Here is a 25,359-nt window from a genome sequence, read left to right on the forward strand (position 1 = left end):
ACGGATAATAACCACGAAACACCCATAGACAGATGATTGCAGCACTTCCGGCCATTGCGGCAAAGTCGTGACATGTTGCAGTAGAGGCGATTTCAGACAATAGTTCACCAATTCTCAGTCGCCGCAGATAGGAACTAGGGACCCGACCGCATCTGAAAATAAGACGATGCGCAATCGGCGAACGGCCGCGCGGTACCCTCGCCGCCATGGTGACGATGCCAACCGCAGGATCTACGAATGGCGAAGTGCGAGTATCCCAATCACGCGGAACGGGAGGCATTCTCCGTCGACTGAGTTCGTTCAGACCCCGGCTGGCCCATGCTTCGCTGGCGGTAACCGCCGTGGTGGCAGTCAAGTCATTTCAGATGTCTTTTGCCGCGTTGCACCAACTCTCGGTGCGCAATCTGGTGCCGCCGGATCTCGCTTCGAATGTGCCGATCGCCATCGATGGCTTGGTGATCGCCTCGATCATCGCCACCGCCGCATTCCGGCAATGGAGCGTCGGCTGGTGGTACTCGACCGCCTTGTTCGCTCTCTCGACTCTCGTCTCGATCGCCGGGAATATCCAATACGCCCACGAGATCGGCGGCAGCGTGGTGCCGATGTGCCTGTACGCCGGCATGCCGCTGACAATGCTGTTCGCCGTGCACCTCACATTGATGCTCTGGGAACGCGGCAAGCAGGTCGCGGCGGAACACGCGGCCGAGCTCGAGGCCGCCGAATTCGAGGACGAGAACGAGGCGCCCGAGCTCGAGGACGAGCTCGAGGACCTGGTCGGCGCGGCCGAGGACGACGATCCGGAGCCCACCCTCGACCTCTACGAAGCGGCGCTCGAACGGCAGGAACTCGAACGGCAGGAGACGGGGCGCGCCGAGGACCCATTCCCTGCCGCTCAGCCGAGGCTCTACCCACTGGAATCCGTGGGACCCGGATATTCCACGGGGCAGAACGCCGGCATCGGCGCCCAGCACAAGCCCGTTCTGCTGAACGCCGACGAACGGCGCCGGTTCTACATGACCGCTGCGCAAATGTAGTGGGCATGCGGCTCGATCAACCCCCAACATTCACCACCGACCCTTCTGGAGCGAAGTATGGCGATGAACATGTGGCAGGACCAGGGAGTAGATCAGTTCAGGGAAATCGCGATCCGGCTGGCTTCGCTCATCCAGAACAGTCTGGATCGATCCGGTGCGATGACTCAGTTCACCGATGCATTCGGCAACGTCGAATCATTCACCGATCTGATGATCGAATACTCGGGCCGGTGGTTCACCGAGACGGGCGGGCGCTCGACACTGATGGGACCCGAAATGTTCTGGATGTTGTCGGAGCCCGCGCCGCGCCGCAGCCCGGCGGCCGGTATGCGAATCCACGACGTGGCCGGCGAATCCGAGAGCACCTCCGGCCATCGCGCGCGGAAACTATTGCTGATCTGTGTTTTCGAAGCACTCACCCATACCCAGTGGGGTGTGCCCGATAGCTTGTCCGAGCATTCGATGGTCAACGGAATGGCTTAACTCTCCACCGAACACCGCCTCGAAGGCCTCGGCCGGACTCGGTCCGCCGGGGCCTTTCGTCGTCGCGGATCAGCGCAGTGCGCGGGCGACCTCGTCCAGGGCCGAGTCCAACAGATCGGCGTAGTGGTCCGGGTCGGGGATCACGGCGGGGTCGGCGTGCACGGAGATCGTGACGGTGTCGCCCAGGCCGGTGACGCCGTGGGTGAGGTGCATGACCGCGCCCAGGGCCGGGAAGCCCGCGGTGAAACGCACCGGACCGCCACCGAACTCCAGGTCGGCGGGGCCACGGTCGACGCTGGAGACGACGGTATGGCCGGAGACTCGTGCGGGGAGCTGGTCGATCGGGGCATTGGTCACGTCACGGTGGAGGATCGGGGCGGGGAGGACGGCGGTTACCGCGTCGGGTGCGTGCTGGAGGGGATGGGCCGCGCGGGTCCGGCGGGCGGTGAGGTCGGCGGCTATGCGGTCGGCGCGGGCTCGCGGGTGGGGTTCGGATAGCGACAGGTCGACCGAGAGGTCGCGGTAGGCGTTGCGGGTGGGGTCGCCGGTTGCGGGGGCGGTGATCGCCATGGGGACCTGGGCGCGGAGTTCGGGGACCGGCGCGTCGCGGTCGCGGAGATACCGTTCGAGCGCGAACGAGATGGCGGTGAGGGCGACCACCGTGACCGAATGGTCCGGAGTGCGCAGACGGGTCTTGTCGCACACCAGCATTCGCGCGATGTGCGCTGCCGGGGGTGCGCCGGTGCCGTTCAGGAGAGTCGGTTCGACGTCGGGGGCCGGGGGTGGGAGTTCACCGGCGGCGGTGAGGTCGACAAGGAGGCGCTGGGCGCGGGCGGCGGCCAGGCCGCGAACCACGGTGCGCGCCATGCCGATCGGGATGGCGGGCAGGGCGAGCGTCGCGGCGATGGCGGTAGTCGCCCTGTCGCGCAAGCGATTCGGCAGGAATCGAAGGGGGAAGGGGGCGGTTGGACGTGTCGCGGGTGGGGCGGGAAGGTCATCGGCGCCGAACAGCGCACGGGCGAGGGCGGCGGCGCGGCGGCCGTCGGCCAGGGCGTGGGACAGCTGGAGTACCGCGACGAGGGCGGGCTCCCCGGCAGCGAATCCCGGCACGTCCCGGACATTCCGGAAGGTGTGCAGTCGCCAGGGGCGGTCATTCGCCTCCAGGCCGGTGCCGAGCAGGGCGCCGAGGTCTGCGGTGAGATTCACCCAGGTCGCATCGCCGAGGTCGTGGTCGATGAACTGATCGTCGGTGAATTCGCAAGTCGCCCAAAGCGGATACGCAAGGTTTGCAGGAGTATCCAGCACGTGCATCAGCAAATCCGGAATACGGACCACTCGGTTCGCGACGGCCGCCCGCAGTTGCTCCGGATCGCGCCCGGCGTCGGCGAAGCAGTACAGCAGGAACAGATCGTTGCGCGTACGCGCGGACAACCAGTACATGGTGGCGTCCCGAGCGGCCAGGGAATTCACCCGACGACCATAACGAAACCCCATGCCACAGGGCCGCTCGCGGTGCTACCGTGTGTAGTAGAAGCCTTACCAATCTCCCGGGGGCGGGGTGACCGCTATGGCAACCACCAACAAGATCGCCGGTCGACTTGCGAATCAAGCCGATGAGATGGACCAGCGCTACCAAGGCGCCGCATTCCTCAAGAGATCGATCAACAAGGTATTTCCCACCCACTGGTCGTTCCTGCTCGGCGAAATAGCGCTGTACAGCTTCATCATTCTGCTGCTGTCCGGCGTCTATTTGACCTTGTATTTCGACCCCTCGATGCAGGACGTCACCTACAACGGGGTCTATCAGCCGCTGCGCGGGGTCACCATGTCGCGCGCCTACGAGAGCGCCTTGAACATCTCCTTCGACGTCCGCGGCGGATTGTTCGTGCGGCAGGTCCACCACTGGGCCGCCCTGCTGTTCACGGCGTCGATGATCGTCCACATGTGCCGGATCTTCTTCACCGGCGCCTTCCGCAAGCCCCGCGAGGCCAACTGGGTGATCGGGGCGCTGCTGCTCATCATGGCCATGTTCGAGGGCTTCTTCGGCTATTCGCTGCCCGACGACCTGCTGTCGGGCACCGGCCTGCGCGCCGCCTTCGCGGGAATCACCCTGGGCAGCCCGGTCATCGGCACCTGGCTGCACTGGCTCATGTTCGGCGGGGACTTCCCCGGCAACATCATCATTCCGCGGCTCTACATCGCCCACGTACTGCTGCTGCCCGGAATCATGCTGGCGCTCATCGTGGTTCACATCGCGCTGGTCTGGTACCAGAAGCACACCCAGTACCCGGGACCGGGACGCGCCGAGAAGAACGTGATCGGCACGCGCATCGTGCCGGTCTTCTCGCTGGACCAGGGCGCGTTCTTCGCCTTCACCCTGGGCGCGCTGGCCATCATGGGCGGGCTGCTGCAGATCAATCCGATCTGGAATCTGGGCCCCTACAACCCATCCCAGGTCTCGGCCGGAACCCAGCCCGACTTCTACATGATGTGGACCGACGGCTTCCTGCGCCTGTTCCCCGCCTGGGAGGCGTACCCCTTCGGGCACACCATTCCCGGCGCGTTCTCGGTGGCGCTGTTCATGCCGCTGATCTTCACGCTGATCATCGCCTACCCGTGGATCGAGAAGCGGCTCACGGGCGATCGGGCCCGGCACAACCTGCTGCAACGCCCGCGCGACGTACCGGTGCGCACGGCCATCGGGGCCATGTCGCTGAGCTTCTACCTGATCCTCACGCTGGCCTGCGTCAACGACATCATCGCCTTCAAGTTCGACATCTCGCTCAATGCCACCACCTGGGCCTTCCGCATCGGCCTGTTGACCGTCCCGGCGCTGGCGTACGCGGCGGCCTACCGGCTGTGCATCGGACTGCAGCGCGCCGACCGCAGCGTGCTCGAGCACGGCATCGAAACCGGTGTGGTGCGACGGCTTCCGCACGGCGAGTACATCGAGCTGCATCAGCCACTCGGCCCGGTGGACGCGCACGGCCATCCGATCCCCCTGGAATATCAGGGCGCGCGCGTCCCCCGGAAGCTGAACCAACTCGGCATCGCGGGCAGCCCGGGCACGGGCGCGTTCTTCTGGCCCGATCCCCCGGAGGAACGCGAACTCAACGCCGCCAACGACCACGCGGCCGAGCGCGCCCAACTGGCCGTATTGCGACGGGTGCAGGAGAGCGCCGCCGGCAACGGACAATCGGGTGACGGGCAATCGGGCAACGGTCAGCACGGCACCTGATCGTCTCCGCACCACGGCTTTCGGCAGAGTGAAGCCCCCGAGTCTCCGGGACTCGGGGGCTTCCATGTCTTCCCGGTGGGGCCGCGACAGGCCACCCGCAGGCTGCGATCAGGCCCGCGTGAACTCTCCGTCGGAGACGCCCGCTACGAACGCATCCCACTCGCCCGGAGTGAAAGCCAGGATCGGCCCGGCGCCGTGGTCCTTGGTGTCCCGGACCGCGACATTGCCGTCGCGGAGAAACGCGACCTCCACGCAGTTGCCGTTGGGGCCGCTGTGTTTGCTCTTGCGCCAAACGGCGCCGGTGAAATCCACCTTCACGGTACTAGCTCCTTTTCTGCGTCAAGCTTGGAATCCTGCTGGCATCGAACCTGGCGACCGCGGGATCGTTCGAAAACACGAATCCCCGGGCTCGCCGCGGGTCGCACGCAAACGCTCCGTACAACCTGTCTCTGCACTTCGCGATGGGAATGCGCCCCCGATGGCCGTTCCCGCGCTAAACCCTAGCAGGGTTCGTCATTAGGAGATCGCATTCTTTCGTTTTCAACCAGCAAATTTGTGGCAAGGTTAGCCAGCAAATTATTTGCAAGAAATTAGCCCCAATTTGAGGCTATTGAATTTCAAATATGAGAATTCCTTCGCTCACCGCTCGGGCACCCCGGGTGGACCGGGGCACGCGGGGCATGGGGAATCATGGGGAGCATGCCCCAGCAGTCACCGGAGGACGCCGGACGGGACCGCGACGACGACGGCCGTGCCCGGAATGCCCGTCCTCGTGACCGTTTTGGGCGACCCCTCCCATTCGGCAGCCCCGGCATCCCGCGCATTCCCGATGACCTGGACCTGCCGCCGGCCGAAACCCTCGACTACGCCCAACGTCTGCTGGACGAGGGCCTGGCGTTCTACGCCCACGAGGTTCTGGAGGCCGCCTGGAAGAACGGTCCGTTCGCGGAGAAGTCGCTATGGCAGGGCCTCGCGCAATTTGCCGTTGGACTCACCCACATTCAGCGGGGAAACCCCAAGGGAGCGCGCACTCTGCTGACACGGGCGTCCGAACGCCTCTCCGCCTACGGATCGGCCCCCTACGGCATCGACTCGTCCGGCCTGGTGGACCGTGCCCACACCTTGCTCGAGGCCATTGAACAGGGAAAACCCATCTCCGACACGGACCTTCGAGCTCGGCTCACAATCCCGCACTGAATTCGCAATCCCATCGCCCCAGCACGCTCGAGGTGCGCACCCGCAGGAAGGCGAAGGGTCGGCCGCGCTGCGAAGGATGCGAACTACCATCGACAGACATGCCGACCGACCCCGCCCCAGCAACGACCGCCCACCCCGGGCGGCGGCCCGGGGCCGGTCGTTTCGCGCCCAGCCCATCCGGCGATCTACATCTGGGCAACCTCCGCACCGCACTGCTGGCCTGGCTCTTCGCCCGCTCCACCGGACGCGAATTCCTCATGCGGGTGGAGGATCTGGACCGCGTCAAGAAGGGTGCGGCCGAACGGCAACTCGAGGACCTCGCCGCCATCGGCCTGGACTGGGACCCGCCCGTGGTGTGGCAGTCGCAGCGCCTCGCCCTCTACGAGACGGCCATCGCGCGCCTCACCGAGGCGGACCTGACCTACGAATGTTTCTGCACGCGTAAGGAAATACAGCAGGCGGTGACCGCGCCGCACGGCCCGATGGGCGCGTACCCGGGCACCTGCCGCAACCTCACCGAATCGGAGCGGCGGCGGTGGCGCGACGAGGGCCGCCCCGCCGCGTTGCGGCTGCGCGCCGACCGCACCGAGTTCACCGTCACCGACCTGCTGCTCGGCGAATACCGTGGCGCCGTGGACGATCTGGTGCTGCGGCGCGGCGACGGCACCCCCGCCTACAACCTCGCCGTCGTGGTCGACGACGCCGACCAGGGCATCGACCAGGTGGTGCGCGGCGACGACCTGCTGCCCTCCACGCCCCGGCAGGCGTATCTGGCGACACTGCTCGGCCTGCCCGTCCCCGCATATGCCCACGTCCCGCTGGTGCTCAATACCTCCGGGCAACGGCTCGCCAAGCGCGACGGGGCAGTCACCCTGCGCGATCGGACAGCCCTCGGCGAGTCCCCGCGATACGTGCTGAGCGCGCTCGCGGCGTCGCTCGGCTACGACGGCGCTACCACGCCGGCCGATGTCCTGGAACGATTCCGGCCGGAAAACCTGCCCAAAGAACCCTGGAGACTCGACCCTGACGGGTTGTTGCAACCCAGCTGGTGTCCGTAACGTACGCACTCGACCAGATCCCGAACGAAATCGACGAGGACGGCGGAACAATGACGAGCGGTGGGTACGACCCCAACCAGTATCCGCAGGGCGGCCAGCCGTACGGACAGCCGCAGCAGCCTTACGGCCAGCCGCAGCAGCCACAGCAGCCGTACGGTCAGCAGCAGCCCTACGGGCAGTCCGACCCCTACGGCCAGCAGCCGCAGCAGCCTTACGGCCAGCAGCCCTACGGGCAGCAGCCCGACCCGTACGGCCAGCAGCAGCCGCCGCAGTACGGCCAGCAGCCGCAGCAGCCGTTCGGTCAGTCCGACGCCTACGGCCAGCAGCCGCCGCAGTACGGCCAGCCCGCCTACCAGCCCTACCCGGACGGCGGCCAGCCCGGTTTCGGTGGCGGTTTCGGCGGCTCGCAGCCCGGTGACCTGTGGACCCGCTTCGCGGCCCGCATCATCGACGGCCTGATCATCGGTATCCCGGCCGGCATCATCGAGGTGCTGCTGCCCAACAGCATCGCGTGGCTGTGGAGCGTGCTGGTTCCGGTCATCTACTTCGGCTACTTCATCTTCATGGAGACCCAGCAGGGCGGCCAGACGCTGGGCAAGAAGATCCTGAACCTGCGGGTCGTCGGCCCCGGCGGCGCGCCGCTGGACCCGGCCACCTCGGCCAAGCGCAACCTGTTCATGATCGTGCAGCTGGTCCCGTGCCTGGGCACGCTGGTCGGCCTCGGTATGGCGATCTACATCGCCATCACCATCGAGCAGAGCCCGACCAAGCAGGGCTGGCACGACCAGTTCGCCGGCGGCACCCAGGTGCTGAAGGGCTGAGGCTCTTCCCTCCGCTGAACGCAATGGGGCGCATCCTCTCCGGATGCGCCCCATTGTCATTGGTGCGCCTGATCATTCGCGCACCGCGCCGGTCTCTCAGTTGGAGCCCGTCACGCTGGCGATGATGAAGATCAGGAACCCGCCCAGCCCCAGCACCGTCCCGGCCGCGCCGACCCAGATGCCGCCCAGCGCCAGGCCGCGCCCCTGCTGCCCGTTCGTCTTGAGCTGGTTGAGAGCGACGATCCCCAGCACCAGCCCGACGATCGAGACCACCGGTAGGAACGCGCAGAAGAACATGGCCGGGATGCCGATGATCGACACCACCAGCGACGCGATGGCCAGCGAACTGGTCTGCTGCGTCGGCGCCGCGTACCCGTAGGGCTGGTAGCCCGGGTAGCCGCCGTAGCCCGCGGGCTGCGGCGTGGGCTGCTGGCCCGCGCCCGGATAGCCCGGCGTCGGATTCGCCTGCGGCGGCGGATAGCTCGGATACACCGGCTGCGGCGGCGGGGTCAGCGGCGGCTGCTGATACTGCGGCGCGGAGGTGTAGCCGGGCGGAGGCGGCGTCGATTGCTGCGGCGCCGCAGGCGGGGTCTCGGGCGCGACGCCCTCACCCCCGTACTGCTTCCACCACTCGTCGGAATCGCCAGGATTCGTCATTCGTCCAGCCTAGGGCACCCCAGCTATCCATACCCCGTGGTCGAGGCAGGGGATACTTTCGGGCGTGAGTGATATCGAAACGGTCGAAACCGACCGATCTGGACACCCCACGCCGCAACACGCCGCATTCGCGGACGCGGCGGGGGGATATTTCACGCCGGTGGCGGTGGCCTTCACCGCTGTCCTGCTGATTTCCAACGTATGCGTCGCCAAGGGCGTCCAGTTCTTCTCCGGACAGCACTTCTCCCTGGGTCCGCTGACCATCCTGCCGATCACCATGGACGGCGCGTTCTTCCTCTTCCCGATCGCCTACGTCATCGGCGACATCCTCAGCGAGGTGTACGGCTTCCGGGCCACCCGCCGCACCGTCTACTACGGGTTCGCGGCGCTGCTGCTGATGATCGTCTGCTTCCAGATCGTCATCAAACTGCCCACCGGTGACCTGCAGCAGAACCCGACCTCCTTCGGGGACGTGCTCGGCAATACCCCGCAGCTGGCGCTGGCCGGGATCACCGGCTACTTCGTGGGCCAGTTCCTGAACTCCAGCACGCTGGTGCTGATCAAGGAGCGCACCAAGGAGAAGCATCTCTGGGCGCGACTGCTCGGCTCCACGGTCGCGGGCGAGTTCGGTGACACGCTGGTGTTCTGCTCGATCGCGGCGACCGCCATCGGCATCAATACCTGGGGCGACTTCGTCAACTACGTGATCGTCGGCTTCATCTGGAAGACCCTCGTCGAGGCGTGCGTACTGCCGATCAGCTACCGCTGCATCGCCTTCCTCAAGAAGCGCGAACCCTCCTACCGCCCGCGCGAGCGCTCGGCCATCTACGAGTGACGCGGACCGACTCTCCGACGCTCGCGGCCGTGTCGAATTCCCTTATTGCCCAGGGGCTTTGATGCGGCCGCGCCAGCGGCCCAGGAAGTCGGCCTGATATTCGTCGAAGTAACCGCCGTCGATGCTCTCGCGGACGCGATCGACCAGACGGACCGTGAACCGCTCGTTGTGGATGGTGCACAGCGTCGAGGCGAGCATTTCCTTCGCCTTGAACAGGTGATGGATGTAGGCGCGCGTGTAGTGCGTGCACGTGTAGCAGTCGCAGGTCTCGTCGATCGGCGTGAAGTCGCGCTTGAACCGGGCCGTATTGATATTGAACCGGCCCTCGTCGGTGTACAGCGCCGCATTGCGCGCCACGCGTGAGGGATTCACGCAGTCGAAGGTGTCCGCGCCGTTCTCCACCGCGGTGAAGATGTCCTCCGGCTCGCTGATCCCGAGCAGGTGCCGGGGCTTGCCCTCGGGCAGTTCGTCGCAGCACCAGCCGACGATGGTGCCCAGATTGTGCTTCTCCAGCGCGCCGCCGATGCCGTAGCCGTCGAATCCCGTTCCGGCCGCGCCCCGCAACTCCTCGAGGTCGCGACAGGCCTTGCGGCGCAGGTCCTCGTACTGCGCGCCCTGGATCACGCCGAACAACGCCTGATACGGCCGATGCGAGCGCGCCTCGGTGAGCCGCTCGTGCTCGTCGAGGCAGCGTTTGGCCCACAGCCGCGTGCGCTCCAGCGATTCCTCCTGGTAGCCACGGGTGTTCATGAGCGTGGTGAGCTCGTCGAAGGCCATCATGACGTCCGCGCCCAGCTGATGCTGGATGCCCATGGACACCTCGGGGGTGAACCGGTGCTTGGAGCCGTCCAGGTGCGAGCGGAAGGTGACGCCGTCGTCGTCGACGTGCGCCAGGCGCTCCTTGCCCTTGGCGATCACGTCGTCGTCCTGCACGCCGACCGATTCCATGGCCAGCACCTTCTTGAAGCCGACGCCCAGCGACATGACCTGGAAGCCGCCGGAGTCGGTGAAGGTCGGGCCGTGCCAGTTCATGAACTCGGCCACGCCGCCGGCCTCGTCCACGATGTCCGGGCCGGGCTGCAGGTAGAGGTGGTAGGCGTTGGCCAGCAGCGCCTGCGAGCCGAGTTCCTTCATGGTCTCCGGCAGCACGGCCTTCACCGTGGCTTTGGTGCCGACGGGAATGAAGGCGGGTGTCGCAATATCGCCATGTGGCGTACTGATCACACCGGTCCTGCCGTGCCGCCCTTCCAGGCGGGCACCGACCTTGAACGAGAACTCGGAGGCAGCAGACACCGAGCTATCCTCTCACTTCGGCGGCTGGGTGATTTTCTTCGGTCATTTGGTGAGGACGACCGCGTCCGGCTCCGGATCGTCCACATTGTTGCCCTCGCCATCGGTGATGGCGGCGGCGAACTGGGCGTTGTAGAGCCGGTGGTAGAAGCCGCGGGCCGCGAGCAGCTTCTCGTGCGTGCCCTGCTCGACGATCTTGCCCTTCTCCATCACCACGATGGTGTCGGCGTCGCGGATCGTCGAAAGCCGGTGTGCGATCACGAAACTCGTGCGGTCCCGGCGCAGCGCCGCCATGGCGTGCTGCACCAGCAACTCGGTGCGGGTGTCGACCGAGCTGGTGGCCTCGTCCAGGATCAGGATGGACGGCTTGGCCAGGAACGCACGGGCGATCGTGATGAGCTGCTTCTCGCCGGCGCTGACGCCGGAGCCCTCCTCGTCGATGACCGTCTCGTAGCCCATCGGCAGCGCGTGCACGAACCGGTCCACATAGGCGGCGCGGGCGGCCTCGAGGATGTCCTCCTCGGAGGCGTTCGGATTGCCGTAGGCGATGTTCTCGCGGATGGTGCCGCCGAACAGCCAGGTGTCCTGCAGCACCATGCCCATGCGCGAACGCAGGTGGTCGCGGGTGATGGCGGTGATGTCGACGCCGTCGATGGTGATGGCGCCGGAATCCACCTCGTAGAACCGCATGAGCAGATTGACCAGCGTGGTCTTGCCCGCGCCGGTCGGCCCGACGATGGCCACCACGTGACCGGGCTCGGCGACCAGCGAGAGGTCGTCGATGACGGGGGTCTCCGGCTCGTAGCGGAAGGACACGTCCTCGAACGCGACCCGCCCGCGCTCCAGCGGCCGCGAGTCCTCCGGATCCGGGTCCGGCGACTGCTCCTCGGCGTCGAGGATCTCGAAGATCCGCTCCGCCGACGCCACACCCGACTGCAGCAGGTTCATCATCGAACCGATCTGGGTGAGCGGCTGGGTGAACCCGCGCGAGTACTGGATGAACGCCTGCACCTCGCCCAGCGACAGCTGACCCGACGCCACCCGCAGACCGCCGACCACGGCGATCAGCACGTAGTTCAGGTTCCCGAGGAACATGATGGCGGGCATGATCAGCCCGGAGATGAACTGCGACTTGAACGAGGCGTCGTAGAGCTTCGCGTTGGTCTCGTCGAACTTCTCCCCTACCTCGCGCACCCGGCCGAAGGCGCTGACCACCTCATGGCCGGTGAAGGCCTCCTCGACCTGGGCGTTCACCTCACCGGTGTACTTCCACTGGTCCACGAAGTGCGGCTTGGAGCGCTTGGCGATCTGCGCGGTCACGATGACCGCCAGCGGCACGGTGAGCAGCGCGATCAGGGCCAGGATCCAGGAGATCCAGAACATCATGATCAGGATGCCGATCACCGACAGCACATTGATGATCAGCTGCGACATGGTCTGCTGCAGCGTCTGCGCCACATTGTCGACGTCATTGGTGACACGCGAGAGCACGTCACCGCGCGGCATCGAGTCGAAGTAGCGCAGCGGCAGCCGGTGGATCTTCTCCTCGATCTGCGCGCGCATCCGCTTCACGGTGCGGTTGAGCACCACGATCAGCAGCTGCGCCTGCAGCCAGCCGAACAGCGCGGAACCGATGTAGAGCGCCAGCACCCAGGCCAGCACATGCCCCACGGCGGTGAAATCGATTCCGGTGCCGGGGATCACGTCCATGCTGGCGAGCATGTCGGCGAAGGTGGTGTTGCCGCCCGCGCGCAGGCCCTCGACCAGTTCGTCCTTGCTCTGCCCGGCGGGCAACTGCTTGCCGACCACACCGTCGAAGATGAGGTTGGTGGCCTTGCCGAGGATCTGCGGGCCCAGGGTGTTGAGCACCACCGAGCCGACGGCCAGCACGAACACGACCGCCAGGTAGGCCTTGTCCGGCGCGAGCAGGCGCAGCAGGCGCTTCAGCGACGGGCCGAAGGATTTCGCCTTCGCGTCCGGCGCACCGGGATTGGGGGCTCCGGGCCTCATCGCACCTCCTCCGCGCTGAACTGCGATTCCACGATCTCGCGGTATTCGTTGCAGTCGAGCAGCAACTGGTCGTGGGTGCCGATGCCGGCCATCGCGCCGTCCTCCAGCACCACGATCTGATCGGCGTCGCGGATGGTCGAGATCCGTTGCGCCACAATGATGACCGACGCGTTCGCGGTCTCCGGCTTCAGGGCTTCGCGCACCCGCATGTCGGTGGCGACGTCCAGGGCGGAGAAGCAGTCGTCGAACAGGTAGATGCGCGGCTTGCGCACCAGCGCGCGGGCGATCGCCAGGCGCTGCCGCTGACCGCCGGAGACGGTCGTACCGCCCTGCGCCACAGGCGTTTCCAGCCCCTGCGGCATCTCGCGCACGAAGTCGGCGGCCTGCGCGATCTCCAGCGCGTGCCAGAGTTCCTCGTCGGTGGCGTCCGGCTTGCCGTAGCGCAGGTTCGAGGCCACCGTGCCCGAGAACAGGTACGCCTTCTGCGGGACCAGGCCGATCTCGGTGCGCAGCGTCTCCAGCTGCAGCTCCCGGACATCGGTGCCGCCCACGTGGACCGCGCCGTCGGTGACGTCGATGAGCCGCGGGATCAGGTTGATCAGGGTGGTCTTGCCCGCGCCGGTCGCGCCGACGATGGCGGTGGTGGTGCCCGGCTTCGTCTGAAAGCGAATGGCTTTCAGCACCGGCTTCTCCGCGCCCGGGAACTTGAACTCGGCGAACCGCAGGTCCACCTTGCCCGGGTCGTCCTCGAACGCCCGCGGCAGCCGCGGCTCCGACACCGAGGACTCGGTGTCGAGCACCGCGCTGATCCGCTCGGCCGAGACCGCGGCGCGCGGGGCCATCATGGCCAGGAAGGAGGCCATCATGACCGCCATCAGGATCTGCATGATGTAGGCCAGCATCGCGGTGAGCGTGCCGATCTGCATGTCCCCGTTGTCGATCGAGTGGCCGCCGAACCAGATGACGCCGACCGTGGTGACGTTCGAGATCAGCATGACCATCGGGAACATCAGCGCCATGTACTTGCCGACGTAGAGCGACTGCTCGGTCAGCTCGCTGTTCGCGACACCGAACCGCCAGGTCTCCTGGCGCTCCCGCACGAACGCCCGCACCACGCGGATACCGGTGATCTGCTCACGCAGCACCCGGTTCACCGCGTCGATACGGTCCTGCATGCGCCGGAAGCCCGGCACCATGCGGGTGATGATGAAGCCCATCGACAGCGCCAGCGCCGGCACCGCGATCAACAGCAGCCACGACAGCTGCATGCTCTCGCGCAGCGCCATGAAGATGCCGCCGATGCACATGATCGGGGCCATCACCAGGATGGTCGCGCTCATCAGCACCAGCAGCTGCACCTGGCCGATGTCGTTGGTATTGCGGGTGATCAGCGACGGCGCGCCGAACACGCCGACCTCCCGCGCGGAGAAGGTGCCCACCCGGTGCAGCAGGGCCGCGCGCATATCGCGGCCCGCGCCCATGGCGGCCTGGGCGCCCAGGTAGACCGAGGCGGCCTGGGCGATGATCTGGATGGCGGTCACCAGCAGCATCCAGCCGCCGGTGGACCAGATGTAGCCGATATCGCCCTTGGTGACACCCTGGTCGATGATGTCGGCGTTCAACGTGGGCAGATACAGCATGGCGATGACCGAGATCAGCTGGAGCACGACGACCCCCGCCAACTGATTGCGGTAGGGCCGCATGGAGGTGCGTAGAAGTCGGATCAACATGATGCTGGCAGGCTACCGCCATCCTCGGACGCTCGCCGCGAGCTTTTCCGGCGGCACCGGAAGCGCCCCGCTAGATGTCGGGTTGATCCAGATCACGCCACTCGCCCGCGGTGGGCTGCGGAGGCGTGGTCGCGACCGTGCCCACCGCCGGGCGGGGACGGCGGGTCCAGGCGTCCGGGTCGTGCAGCAGCTCGTCCAGGAAGGACGGGAGCAGGTCGTGGGCGATGTCGGCGATGGTGACGCGCTCGAGCACGGAACGGATGTTCACCCGCAGGCCGATCCACACCCGCTGCAGCGGTTCGGCCGCGCCCGTATAGCTGACGTCCTCGGGCCGCTGCCCGCGCACGGAGGCCAGCGGGCCCTCCACGGCGCGAATCACATTCGCGATGCTGATCTCGGCGGCCGGGCGGGCCAGCCGGTAACCGCCGTCCGGACCGCGGCGGCTGATCACCAATTCGCCCTTGCGCAGATCCGCCACCACCGATTCCAGCACTTTCGGCGGAATGTCCTGGGCGGCGACGATCGCGTCGGCCTTCACCGAATCCGGCTGCCCCTTCGCGATTTCGACGAGGGTGCGCACCGCGTAATCGACCTTCGCGGTGATGTGCACGGAAACTCCTGAAATCGGATCGGTGGTGTGAAAACCCTATCGCGCGGGATACAGCACACCGAGTGCGGCATTCAGCAAGGTCGTCTCGACGTGGTCGACATCCATGTCCGCGACGATCTCCTGGGTCATCATCGCGGTGCTGAGCACCTGCATGGCCGCGGCCGCGCGCAGCAGGGTGTCGGCGTCGGGATCGGGTCCGGCCATCCACCGGCACATGCGGTGATGCAACTCGATCATGTCCGGATAGCGATTACCGAGCGCGTTGACGATGGCGACGGTGTCGCGCATGCACAGCGCGCCCACCTGACGGTTGGCCAGCGTCGAATGCAGGCGCTCGCGAATGACCGCGCGGACATTCTCCGGAGTTGCGGGAAGTTCGTCGAGGCTCGCGACCTGATCGCGCACTTCGTCGAACATCGGCTCGATGATCGCTACCAGAAGATCGACCTTCGAGGCATAGTGATAGTAGAGCGAGGCTTTTGTGATTCCCACCGCATCGGCGACCTCGCGCAAACTACTGTGGTCGAACCCTTTGCTGGCAAATAACTGCAGAGCGGCTTCTCGGATCGCATCTTTTGTGCTTCTACCTGCGACAACAGTCGCGGAACCGTTCGGGCCACCCATGCACTCATCCTCTCACTCCGGCTCGAAGTGCGATCTACGCCACCTAGAGTCGAGGTTGTTCCTCCACTTAGCTCCTCGGTAGTCTACCTACCGCACGGTAGGCAGATTTCGTTTCGTGAAGGCGGGGAGCGGTAGCTCCCGGCGGCAGTGTTGTCTACGCGCTCGCACACCAGCACCCCTGTTCAGCCCGCACAAACCATCGCCCAGGAGACCCCTCGTGTCCGTATACCTCTATCGGTGGGGAAAGTTCGCCTTCCGCCGTAAATGGATCGTCATCGCGGCGTGGATCGCCGCGTTGTTCGTGATCGGTGGTGTCGGCGGTTCGCTGGCCAAGCCGTTCCAGGACTCCTTCACCATGCCGGACCTGCCGTCGGAGCGGGCCACCAAGATCCTCGACGAGCACTTCCCGGGCGCCTCCGCCGGCTTCGACCAGAATGCCGTCAACGGCACCTATGTGATCGCCGCGCCGAACGGTCAGAAGCTGACCGATCCCGGCAACGCGGCCGCGCTGCAGGCCTTCGTCACCAAGCTCGGCGCACTCGACATCATCGACAAGACCGCGCCGCTGATGAACCCGGTCGACATCACCAAGAAGATCGGTGAGCGCGCTGGAATCGACTGCCTCGCCGCCGACCGCTCCAACCCGGCCTTCGCCGCGAACTGCTCGAGCGCACCGCTCAACGTGCTGAACAAGGAGCACCCGGACTCGGTCGCGACCATGCAGGTCAAGTACACGATCCCGAAGTACTCCGACCTCACCGCGGCAGACCGTGAGGCCGCCTACAAGGTCGGCGAGGACGCGCGCGCGGCCGGCCTGCAGGTCGAACTCATCGGTTCCATCACCCAGGATCCGGGCGGCTCCAGCGGCGCCTCGGAGATGATCGGCATCGCGGTGGCGCTGGTGGTCATGGTGATCGCGTTCGGCGCGATCGTGGCGGCCTTCGTGCCGATCCTCACCGCGCTCGTCGGTGTCGGCACCGCCATCTCCGTCATCATGTTCGGCACCCACTGGCTGACCGTGCCGACCTTCACCCCGATCCTGGCCTCCATGATCGGCCTGGCGCTGTCCATCGACTACGCCATGTTCATCGTCTCCCGGTACAAACACGAACTGGCCGTGTCGAATTCGCCGGAGGAAGCCGCGGGCACCGCGGTCGGCACCGCGGGCTCGGCCGTCATCTTCGCCGGTCTGACCGTCATCATCGCGCTGGCCGGTCTCACCTTCGTGAAGGTCAGCTTCCTCACCTCGATGGGTATCTTCGGCGCGGTCTCCGCGGCCATGGCGGTGCTGGTGGCCGTCACCCTGATGCCCGCGCTCATGGGCGCGTTCGGCCGCTTCCTGTTCAAGCCGAAGCTGCCGCTGATCGCCCAGCACGATCCCGAGGACGACACCTCGGTCACCAACGGCCAGCGGTTCGCCCGCCTCATCGGCAAGGCGCCCGCGCTGACCCTCGGCATCTCCGTGGTGCTGCTGGGCCTGCTGGCCGCCCCCGCGGTGAACCTGCAGCTGGGTCTGCCCGGCGGCGACTCCATGCCGCACGACAGCACCATCCGCAAGGCGTACGACCTGCAGACCGAGGGCTTCGGCGAGGGCTCGAACGGCACCCTGATGGTGGTGGTCGACCTCAGCAAGACCCCGGAGAACCAGCGCACCGAGGCGCTGAACGCGCTGCGCGACAAGCTCGCCCACTACCCGGGCATGGACTACCTGACGGTGGCCCAGCACAGCCAGGACGGCCAGGCCGCCATGTTCACCGGCGTCCCGCACGCCGGGCCGAACAACAAGGAGACCAAGGATCTGGTCAAGGATGCCCGCAATGCCGAGTCCGAGCTGAAGGCTCAGTACGGCATGGAGTACGGCATCACCGGTACGACCGCCATCTTCGCGGACGTCTCGCAGGCACTGCTGGTCAAGATCATCCCGTATCTGGCGATCGTGGCGGGCGCGGCATTCATCCTGCTGCTCTTGGTGTTCCGCTCCATCCTGGTGCCGCTGACCGCCGCGCTCGGCTTCCTGCTCTCCATGGCGGCCACCTTCGGCGCGACCGTGCTCATCTTCCAGGACGGCAAGTTCGGCCTGGTCGAACCGCACCCGCTGGTCAGCTTCCTGCCGATCATGTTGATCGGCTTGGTATTCGGTCTCGCCATGGACTACCAGGTGTTCCTGGTGACCCGCATGCGTGAGGAATACGTGCACGGCAAGTCCGCCAAGGAAGCCATGATCAGCGGCTACCACCACGGCGCCCGCGTCGTGACCTCCGCGGCCATCATCATGATCTCGGTCTTCAGCGCCTTCATGCTGCAGGACAACGTGGTGGCCAAGTCCATGGGCTTCGCCATGGCGGCGGGCGTCTTCTTCGACGCCTTCATCGTCCGCATGGTGCTCATCCCGTCGCTGCTCGCCCTGCTGGGTGACTCGGCGTGGTGGATCCCCAAGTGGCTGGACCGCATCCTCCCCGACATCGACGTGGAGGGCGCCAAGCTCACCGAGCTGAAGCAGTCCACCGTCCCCGCCGAGTCGAAGGAACACGCCACGATCGGCTGACCGACGCGTCGAATGCTCGGCCCCCACCCGGATTCCGGGTGGGGGCCGAGTTCGTTTACGCGCCTTGTTCGTCAGCGCAGGAAACGGACGGCGGCGTTGCGGAGCGCGATACCGGCGGAGGTGCCGGGAACCATGAGGGCGGTGGCGGCGCGGAAGCCGCGCTGCTTGGGTCCGACGAGCTTGCGGTGGCGGCGCTCGTAGGACGCCAGTGCCCGCCGGGGATCGCAGGGGATTCGGGTGAGCTCCTCGGCCAGGGTGTGCGCGCCCGCGATCGCGAGGGTGGAGCCGTCGCCGAACAGGGAGAGCGAGGATCCGGCGTCGCCCAGCAGGGCGATGCGGCCGATCGACCAGTGCGGCAGGCTGATTCGGCTCACCGAGTCGAAGTAGATGTCGTCGGCGGCCTGGAGTTGGTCGAGCAGGTCGGTGAAGATGCCGGCGCGGCCGGTGAAGGCGGCGGCCACCAAGTTTTTGTGCTGCGCGAGGTCTCGGTGGTCGAAGCCGGGAACGGCCGGCTGCCGGAACATGAAGGCGGCCACGGCTTTCCCGTTGGAGGGGTGGACGGTGATCGCGCGGCCCGGCCGGTTGAACATGACCACTTCGCGGTCGTCGTCGAAGACCCGGTCGACGGGCAGGGTGGCGGCGTACATGCCCATGTGCCGGATGAATCCGGCCTCGTCGCCGAAGACCAGCCGCCGGACGTTCGAATGCAGGCCGTCGGCTCCGATCACGTAGTCGTAGCGGCCGGTGCCGCCGCTCTCGAAGCGGACATCCACCCCGCCCGCATCCTGCGTGATCGCCGAGATCGACTCTCCCCAACGGACTTCGGCCTTGTCACGGGCCGCACCGAGCAGGACCCCGGCCAGATCCGCCCGGGCGACCTCCACCTCCCGATCGCCCGCCCCGCCTTGAAAAGCGCTGAGCCGCAACCCCGACCGCTTCCTGCCGGTCTCGTCCACGAAGCTCATTCGATCCACGGCCGACGCCGCCGCCCGCAGCGCCGGCATCACCCCCATGGCTTCGACCACCTCGACGGCGGGTCCCTTCACGTCGATCGGGTTCCCGCTCGACCGCTGCCCGCGTGCCCGCTCGACCACGGTCACGTCGAACCCGTTGCGCCCCAGCCAATACGCCAGCGTCGACCCAGCGATCCCCGCCCCGGAGATCAGCACGGCCTTGCTCATGTCATCACCTCCATCCGAAGTGGACGATTTTCGTCCACTTTTCAGACGGTACAGTAACCGGAAGAATTTCGTCCACTTAATCCCGGAGGTGAGGACAACGGCCGAGCTCAGGTCCGACGCCCGCAACAACCGCGACCAGATCCTGGCCGCCGCCCAGCTCGTCTTCCGGGAACAGGGCGCCAATGTCTCCATGAAGGACATCGCCGACGCGGCCGGCGTCGGCGTCGGCACCCTCTACCGTCGTTTCCCCGACCGCGGCGCCCTCATCACCGCCGCCGCCCACTCCTACCTCTCGGCCCTGTCCGACCTGGCCGCCACCGCCGAACGCGAAGCCCCCACCCCCTTCGAAGCCCTCACCCGCTTCCTCCGCGCCTGCGCCGAACTCCGCCTCGGCGCCCTCGCCGCCGCCATCGAACCCACCCTCCACGCCGACATCAAGGCCGACCCCGCCCTCGCCGAAGTCCGCGCCACCATCACCGACCGCATCGCCCGCCTCACCACCCAGGCCCACGACGACGGCACCCTCCGCCCCGACGTCACCTCAGCCGACATCGGCCGCCTGATGACCCTCCAGATCTACGCCACCCCCGACGAGCCCTACCCCACCGCCGTCAACCGAGTCCTGGACCTCCTCCTCGACGGCCTCCGCCCATGAATAGGAAAGCCCCGCACCGGTTTCCCGGGTGCGGGGCTCACATTTCTCAGGTAGAGACGCGGTTCAGAGTCCGAGCAGCTTCAGCAGCCCACCGATGACCGGAATAGAACCGGCACTGCCCGTGCCGTTCCCGGTACTCGGCGCAGTATCGACATTCACGGTATTCGGGTTCGACACGAACGTGGTCGTGTCACTCTGCTCGATCACGTGAATCTCGTTGCCGCCGGTCTGAGTCGGCGTCCACGACGCCGTGAACACAGCGGACCCACCACTCTGGCTCAGCGTCATCGAAACATTCTGCGGATCCAGCCACTTGTTCTGAGTCTTCGAGAAAACCGAGAACCAAGCGGTCGTCGCCCCACTGCAAGCGGGCGCGGTCAACGTGTAGGTCTGCCCGGCGTACAGCGTCGAACTCGACACCTGCGGCTGCACACCCTGCGGGCACTGAACAGCATCAGCCGACGCCGCCGGCACCCCGGCAATCCCCGCCGCCACCGCGGCGAAGGCGGCAATCCCAATCCCCGCGCGCCGAATTCGACTGTTCTCCATACTGACCCCTTCGTTCATTCGACGCCCTGACAATCGACGTCCATGTGCGAAGCTACAGCACCCCACCGACACGCTGGGACACGGTCTTTCAACTACTTTTGCGCCGCAATTTCTTGCAAGCTAATGTAATTCGTCACAACAAGGTAGGTGTCGACAGATTTGACTACCGATACATTTCGCGGGCGTTGATCCAGCGGGTGACGGAAGGCAGGGCGGCGAGGATGACCACGCCGAGATAGAGGGCCATGAGGCCGAGAAGCCAGGCCAAGATAAGAGGGCTCGTGGGCACATGCTTCTGCCACTCGAGCACCTGCTCGGCGAAGAGGGGAACGAAGCCGAGAATCACCAGGACTCGGCCCACAGCCGTGCGGCGCAGCAGCAAGATGCCCCCGGGGATCAGGAATAAGGCAGCGATAGGGCCGCACACCATCGACGGCAGCACACCCATGAGCTTCCGCATCTCATCCGAGTAGCTCCACCACAGGTGGTACTGCGCAACACTTCCCAACGCCGTGAGCAACCCGAACCCGAGAGCCGCGACACCCGCGAGCACCCCGGCGGCGCTGTCCACCCGCGGCGGCACCTGCTGCGCGGGATACCAGTAGGGCTGGCCAGGCTGGTTGTACGGGTAGGACATCGAAGCCTCCAGGCTGCTCGCTCGCACGGAAAGTTCTGCGTTGCAAGCAATCCTGCGAGCCCAGACTTAAGCAAACCTTTTCGTCCGGATAACGACCTACGGCACGGGAGGATCTTGGTTCTCACCACTGGGCGGAAGCCAGGGTCGGTCCCCAGGCGGCAGTTCACCACTGATCACCCCGAGATCCGCACGCGCACATTCATAGAACTCATTCCGCCGACGCCCCATCGCCGAGTAAAGGCGGACAAACTCCGCATGCTCGATGGCATGGCCCCGCGCGGGCCAACCAAGCTCCCACGCCGCACGATTCCACGCCCGTGCCGCAGCAACAGCGCCAGGCGAGCCGAGAAGCAGGACCGCCTCCCACTTGATGGTCTTCTCAGCCTCGGCCTCCGCCAGTGCTTTGAGCCCGACTTCTATCTCCATCGGTTGCGCCACAGCTGGATAGCCTCGAGCCGCCGCCAACCGATACGACACCTGCACATACTGCTTCAAAGCGTTCGCGTACTCGCTGTACGCGGCCAACCTCTTGTCATCCCACCGCGCCTCCTGACTCCGCCGCCATTTGGCCCGTTCGGTCGAGGACGTCGCGATGAAGGTAGATCCTGCTCCCAGAACCACTGCTGTAAGCGTAAGCATCTGCTGTACCACCGGATTCACCCATCAATACTGGGCTCCGAGTACCCCGGCATGTCTAGGAACCGGCAGGCACGACGCTGGTGTTCTTCGGCCGGTAGCGCAGCACAACGACATCGTCGAGAACCGTTGCGTCCACGAACTCCAGGCGACGGCGTGAGCCACCAGGGAAGCTGGCGGGATTGACGAAGCGCGGTGCGTCGCTTTGGCCGATGAGGAGGGGAGCGACCGCGTATCGCAGCTCATCCGCCAGCCCTGCCTGCAGGAACGCGGTGTGGATATGGGTGCCGCCTTCGACGATCAGGCGCTCGACGCCACGACGGCCCAGGTCGTCGAGCAGCGCGCCCCAGAAATCCTGATCGGCGATCGCGGTGACCTGTGCGACGGGGTCGAGATGGTTGCCGATCTTCTCCGCGCCCTCAATAGTGGTGTACACCAGCGGTTTTCCGGCTTCGATGTGGTAGTGGAACATCTTCGCTTCGGGGTCGATATCGCCCGAGCGGGTCACGGTCACTTTGATGAGGTTCGCGGGCTTGCCTGCGGCAACTCGCTCGGCCCGGCGGTTCTCACTGCGCAGCCATAGTCTTGGATTGTCCCGGCGCACGGTTTCCGCGCCGATGAGAATGGCGTCGCATTCGGCGCGCAGGGCGTCCACACCGTCGAAATCACGCTCGTTGGAAAGGTAGAGGCGCTCCGGGACCGTGTCATCGATATAACCGTCGAGGCTGGTTGCGACGGAAAGCACTACGAACGGTCGGGGCACTGCTCTTCCTCCCAGACGGCGAAGGCGTCGAGAAAGCCAGCGACGCCCGTTTGTGTACTGGCGGTGTCGATCATGCCCGACAGCTGACGGACCTTGTTGAGGATGCGGGCGGACCCGGTACTCCTGCCGATCTCGAGAGCGCGCTCACCGGCGCCCGCGGCGAGCTCGATCTCACCGGCAGCCATATGCGCCACCGCAGCCCGTGCGAGATACACGCCTTTGTCCCGCGGATAGTCCGGCTGCATGGCCGCTATCGCCGCGTCGAACTGTGCGGTGGCACGGCGATAGTCACCGATCTCCGCATAGGTATACGCCTGGTAGGCATCGATGTACGAGTGGTCGAGGAACATCCCCCACTTCGGATCATCAGTCGCGACGGCGACGATCTCGCGGGCGTCGTCGTAGGTGCGGGCGCTGCCCAGCGTGTCACCGTCGAGCGCTTGGGCGTGCGCGCGGAATGTGAGTGCGGCAGCGGAGAACAGCGAATCCTCTGGGGCACTGCGGCGGGCGGCACCGGCCAGTTCCTCGGCCTCGGCAGCTTCGCCCTGGTCGCACGCGAGCTGGCTCATACGTACCAGCGACAGGCCGATGTAGTAGTCGTCGGCCAGGCGATGCGACATTTGCAGTGCCTTCGCCGCCCAGTGTCCGGCGTTGACGAAATCGCGTTGGTCCTGGAACTGCCATGCGGCTGTCTCGGCGAACATGGTCTGCATCCGGAGAATCCCGTGTGGTTCTCCAGCCCTTCCGCGCTTCAGTCGGCCGAGGAGATCGAGCGCACTGAGCACGTGTGGGAGGGTCAGCGCCGAGCCGTACAGATTGTCGGATTCGATCAACGACATTCGGAGTTGGTCGAAGTGACGGACATGGTTGATAGCGGCATCGCCAAACATGGCGGCGAAGGCGTTGCCTGCCGAACTGTTTGCGATACCGGCGGTGGCTGCCCCGATCGCACCTGTGCCAATCCCGAGGACGAACGTCCGGCGCGGTACGGCGACAAGCACCGGTTCTCCGGTCAGCGCACGTGCCGAAACGATGACGCACTCGTCATCATCCCCGGCACCCAGCTTCTCGCCGCGCTCAGCGGGTGAGAGATGTTCCACAGCCGTCGGAGCGCTCAGTATGGCCCAGAATCGTTCAGCGGCAGCAGGTTCAGACGCCTCGAGCTTCTCGTCCATCCGTCTGGCGTAGGCAGGACTGAGTGCGATATCGGCTCGTAGCCGCTCCCACTTCTTGACCGCGTCAACCGAGACGCCGACATACTCGGCGAACTCCTCCTTGACCATCCGAAGGGCCGCGCGGAATGCCCGGGTTTCAACACCTGTCCACCGTGCGCAAACGCTCATCGGTTCCCCTGTGCCGTAATCACTCACGAGTACCCGTGCCGTACCCATCGGGTCACTTCTTCCACAGCGTGATCGGCAGAACTCTGGAAGGGGCACGCGGCGCCGGAATTACTTGGCGCCGGGTGCACTCCAGAACCGTTCCAGGGGACCAGGAGAACACCCGACATGGCCATCATCCTCGCAGCGATACTGCTCTCGCTACTGCTGTTCGCCACCAACATGGCGACTCGCGACGTCTCGCCGCCCACACCGCGACTCACCGTCGCGGATATCCAGGCCAGGCTCGCCATGGAACCGCCACGCACCTACACACCGATCAGTCGGGGGTGGTGACCATGGGCCTCATGCCCTCCGCCGTGGGGTTCCTGCGCAGCGATATCTCGGGGATGAATCAGCCGCGAGACGAATTGCGAATTCTCGCCGCCGCCAGAAGGACTGGATACGACCTGCGCAAGACCATCGTGTTCAGCTCGCGCACCGACGAACCGATGCGTCGCCTCCGAGTCGCCATCGACCGATTGGGAGTTCATGCCGTAATCGTGCCGAGCGCAGAGCATTTCGACGATCGTGTGGTCCCCGGGGAGTTGCTCGAAGTCGCGGCCGTCATCACCGTTTCGCCCGGGAACACCTGGGCGCGGACCCTCCGAATCCATTAGGTGATGCGATGTCCATCGAAGACGTCGGGATTGAACCGGATGGGGACGAGCCCGCAGGGTGGCTGCAGTATATGGACGGGTCCTGGGCCCGAGTAGCGCGGGACGGATCGATCGGCCCGCCGATCATGACAGACGATCTACTCGAAGTCGCTTGGCATCGTGTCGATATGGACACATAGAAAAAGCCCCTCACCTGCGTGAACAGGTGAGGGGCTCCTCAGCGGTGGCGGAGGGATTTGAACCCTCGGAGGGGGGTTACCCCTCACACGCTTTCGAGGCGTGCTCCTTAGGCCGCTCGGACACGCCACCGGTGGTGACTTTACAGGAGGACCGTGCGGAAACCGAAATCGGCTGGAGAGGGGGCTAGGGGCGGTGGGATTGGAAGAAAGAGTCCAGGAGGGCGGCGCATTCGGGTTCGAGGACGCCGGCTCGGACTTGGGGGCGGTGATTGAGACGTCGGTCACGGACCACGTCCCAGAGGGAGCCGACGGCGCCGGTCTTGGGTTCCCAGGCGCCGAAGACGACGCGGGAGATTCGGGAGAGGACCAGGGCGCCGGCGCACATGGTGCAGGGCTCGAGGGTGACGGCGAGGGTGGCGCCCTCGAGACGCCAGCCGTCGCCGTGGACCTGGGCGGCGGCGCGCAGGGCGAGGACTTCGGCGTGGGCGGTGGGATCGCCCAGGGCTTCACGGGCGTTGGCGGCGCGCGCGAGTTCGCGGCCGTCGGCGTCGAAGACGACCGCGCCGACGGGGACGTCGCGCGGGTCGGCCGCGGCCGCGGCGGCGATGGCGGCCCGCATCATCGCCTC

At 66.1% G+C, this 25,359-nt stretch carries 26 protein-coding genes and 1 tRNA gene; 11 read left to right on the forward strand and 16 right to left on the reverse strand.

Going from position 1 to position 25,359, the window contains the following annotated elements; genetic code table 11:
• Positions 1-206: 206 nt before the first annotated feature.
• Both ABZ382_RS13585 and ABZ382_RS13590 read left to right on the forward strand, forming a co-directional pair.
• Positions 207-1,034 (forward strand): DUF2637 domain-containing protein, encoded by an 828-nt coding sequence (locus ABZ382_RS13585; protein ID WP_357087975.1) that lies wholly within the window; start codon positions 207-209, stop codon positions 1,032-1,034.
• Between the two features lie 57 nt (positions 1,035-1,091).
• Complete coding sequence (locus ABZ382_RS13590) at positions 1,092-1,517, forward strand: hypothetical protein (protein WP_357087977.1); 426 nt, start codon at positions 1,092-1,094, stop codon at positions 1,515-1,517.
• A gap of 69 nt (positions 1,518-1,586) precedes the next feature.
• Here ABZ382_RS13590 and ABZ382_RS13595 read toward each other — a convergent pair whose 3' ends face one another.
• Complete coding sequence (locus ABZ382_RS13595; RefSeq protein WP_357087978.1) at positions 1,587-2,987, reverse strand: WS/DGAT domain-containing protein; 1,401 nt, start codon at positions 2,985-2,987, stop codon at positions 1,587-1,589.
• A 97-nt stretch (positions 2,988-3,084) separates the two neighbouring features.
• On the opposite strand from ABZ382_RS13595, the gene ABZ382_RS13600 reads away from it, so the two are divergent.
• The gene (locus ABZ382_RS13600) at positions 3,085-4,755 is read left to right on the forward strand and encodes a cytochrome bc complex cytochrome b subunit (protein WP_357087981.1); all 1,671 of its coding nucleotides are present in this window, start codon (positions 3,085-3,087) and stop codon (positions 4,753-4,755) included.
• A 108-nt stretch (positions 4,756-4,863) separates the two neighbouring features.
• Here the strand turns inward: ABZ382_RS13600 and ABZ382_RS13605 are convergent, their stop codons facing one another.
• The gene (locus ABZ382_RS13605) at positions 4,864-5,073 is read right to left on the reverse strand and encodes a DUF397 domain-containing protein (RefSeq protein ID WP_357087983.1); all 210 of its coding nucleotides are present in this window, start codon (positions 5,071-5,073) and stop codon (positions 4,864-4,866) included.
• 381 nt (positions 5,074-5,454) lie between these two features.
• Here ABZ382_RS13605 and ABZ382_RS13610 point away from each other — a divergent pair, with 381 nt between their 5' ends.
• The 3 genes from ABZ382_RS13610 to ABZ382_RS13620 all read left to right on the forward strand — a co-directional run bounded on the left by ABZ382_RS13610 (position 5,455) and on the right by ABZ382_RS13620 (position 7,831).
• Positions 5,455-5,952, forward strand: coding sequence for a DUF309 domain-containing protein (locus tag ABZ382_RS13610; protein WP_357087986.1), 498 nt, complete (start codon positions 5,455-5,457; stop codon positions 5,950-5,952).
• Positions 5,953-6,050: 98 nt separating this feature from the next.
• Positions 6,051-7,010 carry a tRNA glutamyl-Q(34) synthetase GluQRS gene (gene gluQRS, locus ABZ382_RS13615; RefSeq protein ID WP_357087989.1) on the forward strand — a complete coding sequence of 320 codons (960 nt, stop codon included), beginning with the start codon at positions 6,051-6,053 and terminating at the stop codon, positions 7,008-7,010.
• 50 nt (positions 7,011-7,060) lie between these two features.
• Complete coding sequence (locus ABZ382_RS13620) at positions 7,061-7,831, forward strand: RDD family protein (protein ID WP_357087991.1); 771 nt, start codon at positions 7,061-7,063, stop codon at positions 7,829-7,831.
• A 96-nt stretch (positions 7,832-7,927) separates the two neighbouring features.
• On the opposite strand, the gene ABZ382_RS13625 is transcribed toward ABZ382_RS13620, so the two are convergent.
• Complete coding sequence (locus ABZ382_RS13625; RefSeq protein WP_357087994.1) at positions 7,928-8,488, reverse strand: DUF4190 domain-containing protein; 561 nt, start codon at positions 8,486-8,488, stop codon at positions 7,928-7,930.
• A gap of 160 nt (positions 8,489-8,648) precedes the next feature.
• On the opposite strand from ABZ382_RS13625, the gene ABZ382_RS13630 reads away from it, so the two are divergent.
• Positions 8,649-9,323 carry a queuosine precursor transporter gene (locus tag ABZ382_RS13630; RefSeq protein WP_357088751.1) on the forward strand — a complete coding sequence of 225 codons (675 nt, stop codon included), beginning with the start codon at positions 8,649-8,651 and terminating at the stop codon, positions 9,321-9,323.
• 42 nt (positions 9,324-9,365) lie between these two features.
• On the opposite strand, the gene tgt is transcribed toward ABZ382_RS13630, so the two are convergent.
• From tgt to ABZ382_RS13655, 5 genes are all read right to left on the reverse strand, one after another.
• Entirely contained in the window at positions 9,366-10,616 is a 1,251-nt protein-coding gene (gene tgt, locus ABZ382_RS13635; RefSeq protein ID WP_357087997.1) for a tRNA guanosine(34) transglycosylase Tgt, read from the reverse strand.
• Between the two features lie 42 nt (positions 10,617-10,658).
• Positions 10,659-12,623, reverse strand: coding sequence for an ABC transporter ATP-binding protein (locus ABZ382_RS13640; protein WP_357088000.1), 1,965 nt, complete (start codon positions 12,621-12,623; stop codon positions 10,659-10,661).
• The gene (locus ABZ382_RS13645) at positions 12,620-14,353 is read right to left on the reverse strand and encodes an ABC transporter ATP-binding protein (protein WP_357088002.1); all 1,734 of its coding nucleotides are present in this window, start codon (positions 14,351-14,353) and stop codon (positions 12,620-12,622) included. The genes ABZ382_RS13640 and ABZ382_RS13645 overlap by 4 nt, the downstream gene beginning before the upstream one ends.
• Before the next feature lie 70 nt (positions 14,354-14,423).
• Entirely contained in the window at positions 14,424-14,963 is a 540-nt protein-coding gene (locus tag ABZ382_RS13650; RefSeq protein ID WP_357088005.1) for an Rrf2 family transcriptional regulator, read from the reverse strand.
• Between the two features lie 36 nt (positions 14,964-14,999).
• Entirely contained in the window at positions 15,000-15,587 is a 588-nt protein-coding gene (locus tag ABZ382_RS13655) for a TetR/AcrR family transcriptional regulator (RefSeq protein WP_357088007.1), read from the reverse strand.
• A gap of 217 nt (positions 15,588-15,804) precedes the next feature.
• Here ABZ382_RS13655 and ABZ382_RS13660 point away from each other — a divergent pair, with 217 nt between their 5' ends.
• Positions 15,805-18,132, forward strand: coding sequence for an MMPL family transporter (locus tag ABZ382_RS13660; protein WP_357088010.1), 2,328 nt, complete (start codon positions 15,805-15,807; stop codon positions 18,130-18,132).
• A 71-nt stretch (positions 18,133-18,203) separates the two neighbouring features.
• Here the strand turns inward: ABZ382_RS13660 and ABZ382_RS13665 are convergent, their stop codons facing one another.
• On the reverse strand, positions 18,204-19,313 hold the full coding sequence (locus tag ABZ382_RS13665; RefSeq protein ID WP_357088013.1) for an FAD-dependent monooxygenase: 1,110 nt from the start codon (positions 19,311-19,313) through the stop codon (positions 18,204-18,206).
• A gap of 88 nt (positions 19,314-19,401) precedes the next feature.
• Between ABZ382_RS13665 and ABZ382_RS13670 the strand changes: the two genes are divergently transcribed.
• Positions 19,402-19,968: a TetR/AcrR family transcriptional regulator gene (locus ABZ382_RS13670; protein WP_357088015.1), complete on the forward strand. Its 567-nt coding sequence runs from the start codon at positions 19,402-19,404 to the stop codon at positions 19,966-19,968.
• Between the two features lie 63 nt (positions 19,969-20,031).
• Here ABZ382_RS13670 and ABZ382_RS13675 read toward each other — a convergent pair whose 3' ends face one another.
• From ABZ382_RS13675 to ABZ382_RS13695, 5 genes are all read right to left on the reverse strand, one after another.
• Positions 20,032-20,517: a hypothetical protein gene (locus ABZ382_RS13675; protein WP_357088018.1), complete on the reverse strand. Its 486-nt coding sequence runs from the start codon at positions 20,515-20,517 to the stop codon at positions 20,032-20,034.
• A 163-nt stretch (positions 20,518-20,680) separates the two neighbouring features.
• Entirely contained in the window at positions 20,681-21,181 is a 501-nt protein-coding gene (locus tag ABZ382_RS13680; RefSeq protein ID WP_357088021.1) for a hypothetical protein, read from the reverse strand.
• A gap of 69 nt (positions 21,182-21,250) precedes the next feature.
• On the reverse strand, positions 21,251-21,775 hold the full coding sequence (locus tag ABZ382_RS13685) for a hypothetical protein (RefSeq protein WP_357088024.1): 525 nt from the start codon (positions 21,773-21,775) through the stop codon (positions 21,251-21,253).
• A 73-nt stretch (positions 21,776-21,848) separates the two neighbouring features.
• Entirely contained in the window at positions 21,849-22,553 is a 705-nt protein-coding gene (locus tag ABZ382_RS13690) for a dihydrofolate reductase family protein (RefSeq protein ID WP_357088027.1), read from the reverse strand.
• On the reverse strand, positions 22,535-23,944 hold the full coding sequence (locus ABZ382_RS13695; protein WP_357088030.1) for a hypothetical protein: 1,410 nt from the start codon (positions 23,942-23,944) through the stop codon (positions 22,535-22,537). Before ABZ382_RS13695 ends, ABZ382_RS13690 begins: the two co-directional genes overlap by 19 nt.
• A gap of 117 nt (positions 23,945-24,061) precedes the next feature.
• Here ABZ382_RS13695 and ABZ382_RS13700 point away from each other — a divergent pair, with 117 nt between their 5' ends.
• The gene (locus ABZ382_RS13700) at positions 24,062-24,229 is read left to right on the forward strand and encodes a hypothetical protein (RefSeq protein WP_357088033.1); all 168 of its coding nucleotides are present in this window, start codon (positions 24,062-24,064) and stop codon (positions 24,227-24,229) included.
• Positions 24,230-24,240: 11 nt separating this feature from the next.
• Positions 24,241-24,552: a hypothetical protein gene (locus ABZ382_RS13705; RefSeq protein ID WP_357088035.1), complete on the forward strand. Its 312-nt coding sequence runs from the start codon at positions 24,241-24,243 to the stop codon at positions 24,550-24,552.
• Between the two features lie 221 nt (positions 24,553-24,773).
• Here ABZ382_RS13705 and ABZ382_RS13710 read toward each other — a convergent pair.
• Together ABZ382_RS13710 and ABZ382_RS13715 are read right to left on the reverse strand one after the other, a co-directional pair.
• Positions 24,774-24,861: transfer RNA gene (locus ABZ382_RS13710), tRNA-Ser, on the reverse strand.
• A 54-nt stretch (positions 24,862-24,915) separates the two neighbouring features.
• Entirely contained in the window at positions 24,916-25,353 is a 438-nt protein-coding gene (locus tag ABZ382_RS13715; protein ID WP_357088754.1) for a nucleoside deaminase, read from the reverse strand.
• Between the last annotated feature and the right edge of the window lie 6 nt (positions 25,354-25,359).

Source organism: Nocardia sp. NPDC005825, assembly GCF_040630175.1.
Taxonomy (GTDB): Bacteria; Actinomycetota; Actinomycetes; order Mycobacteriales; family Mycobacteriaceae; genus Nocardia.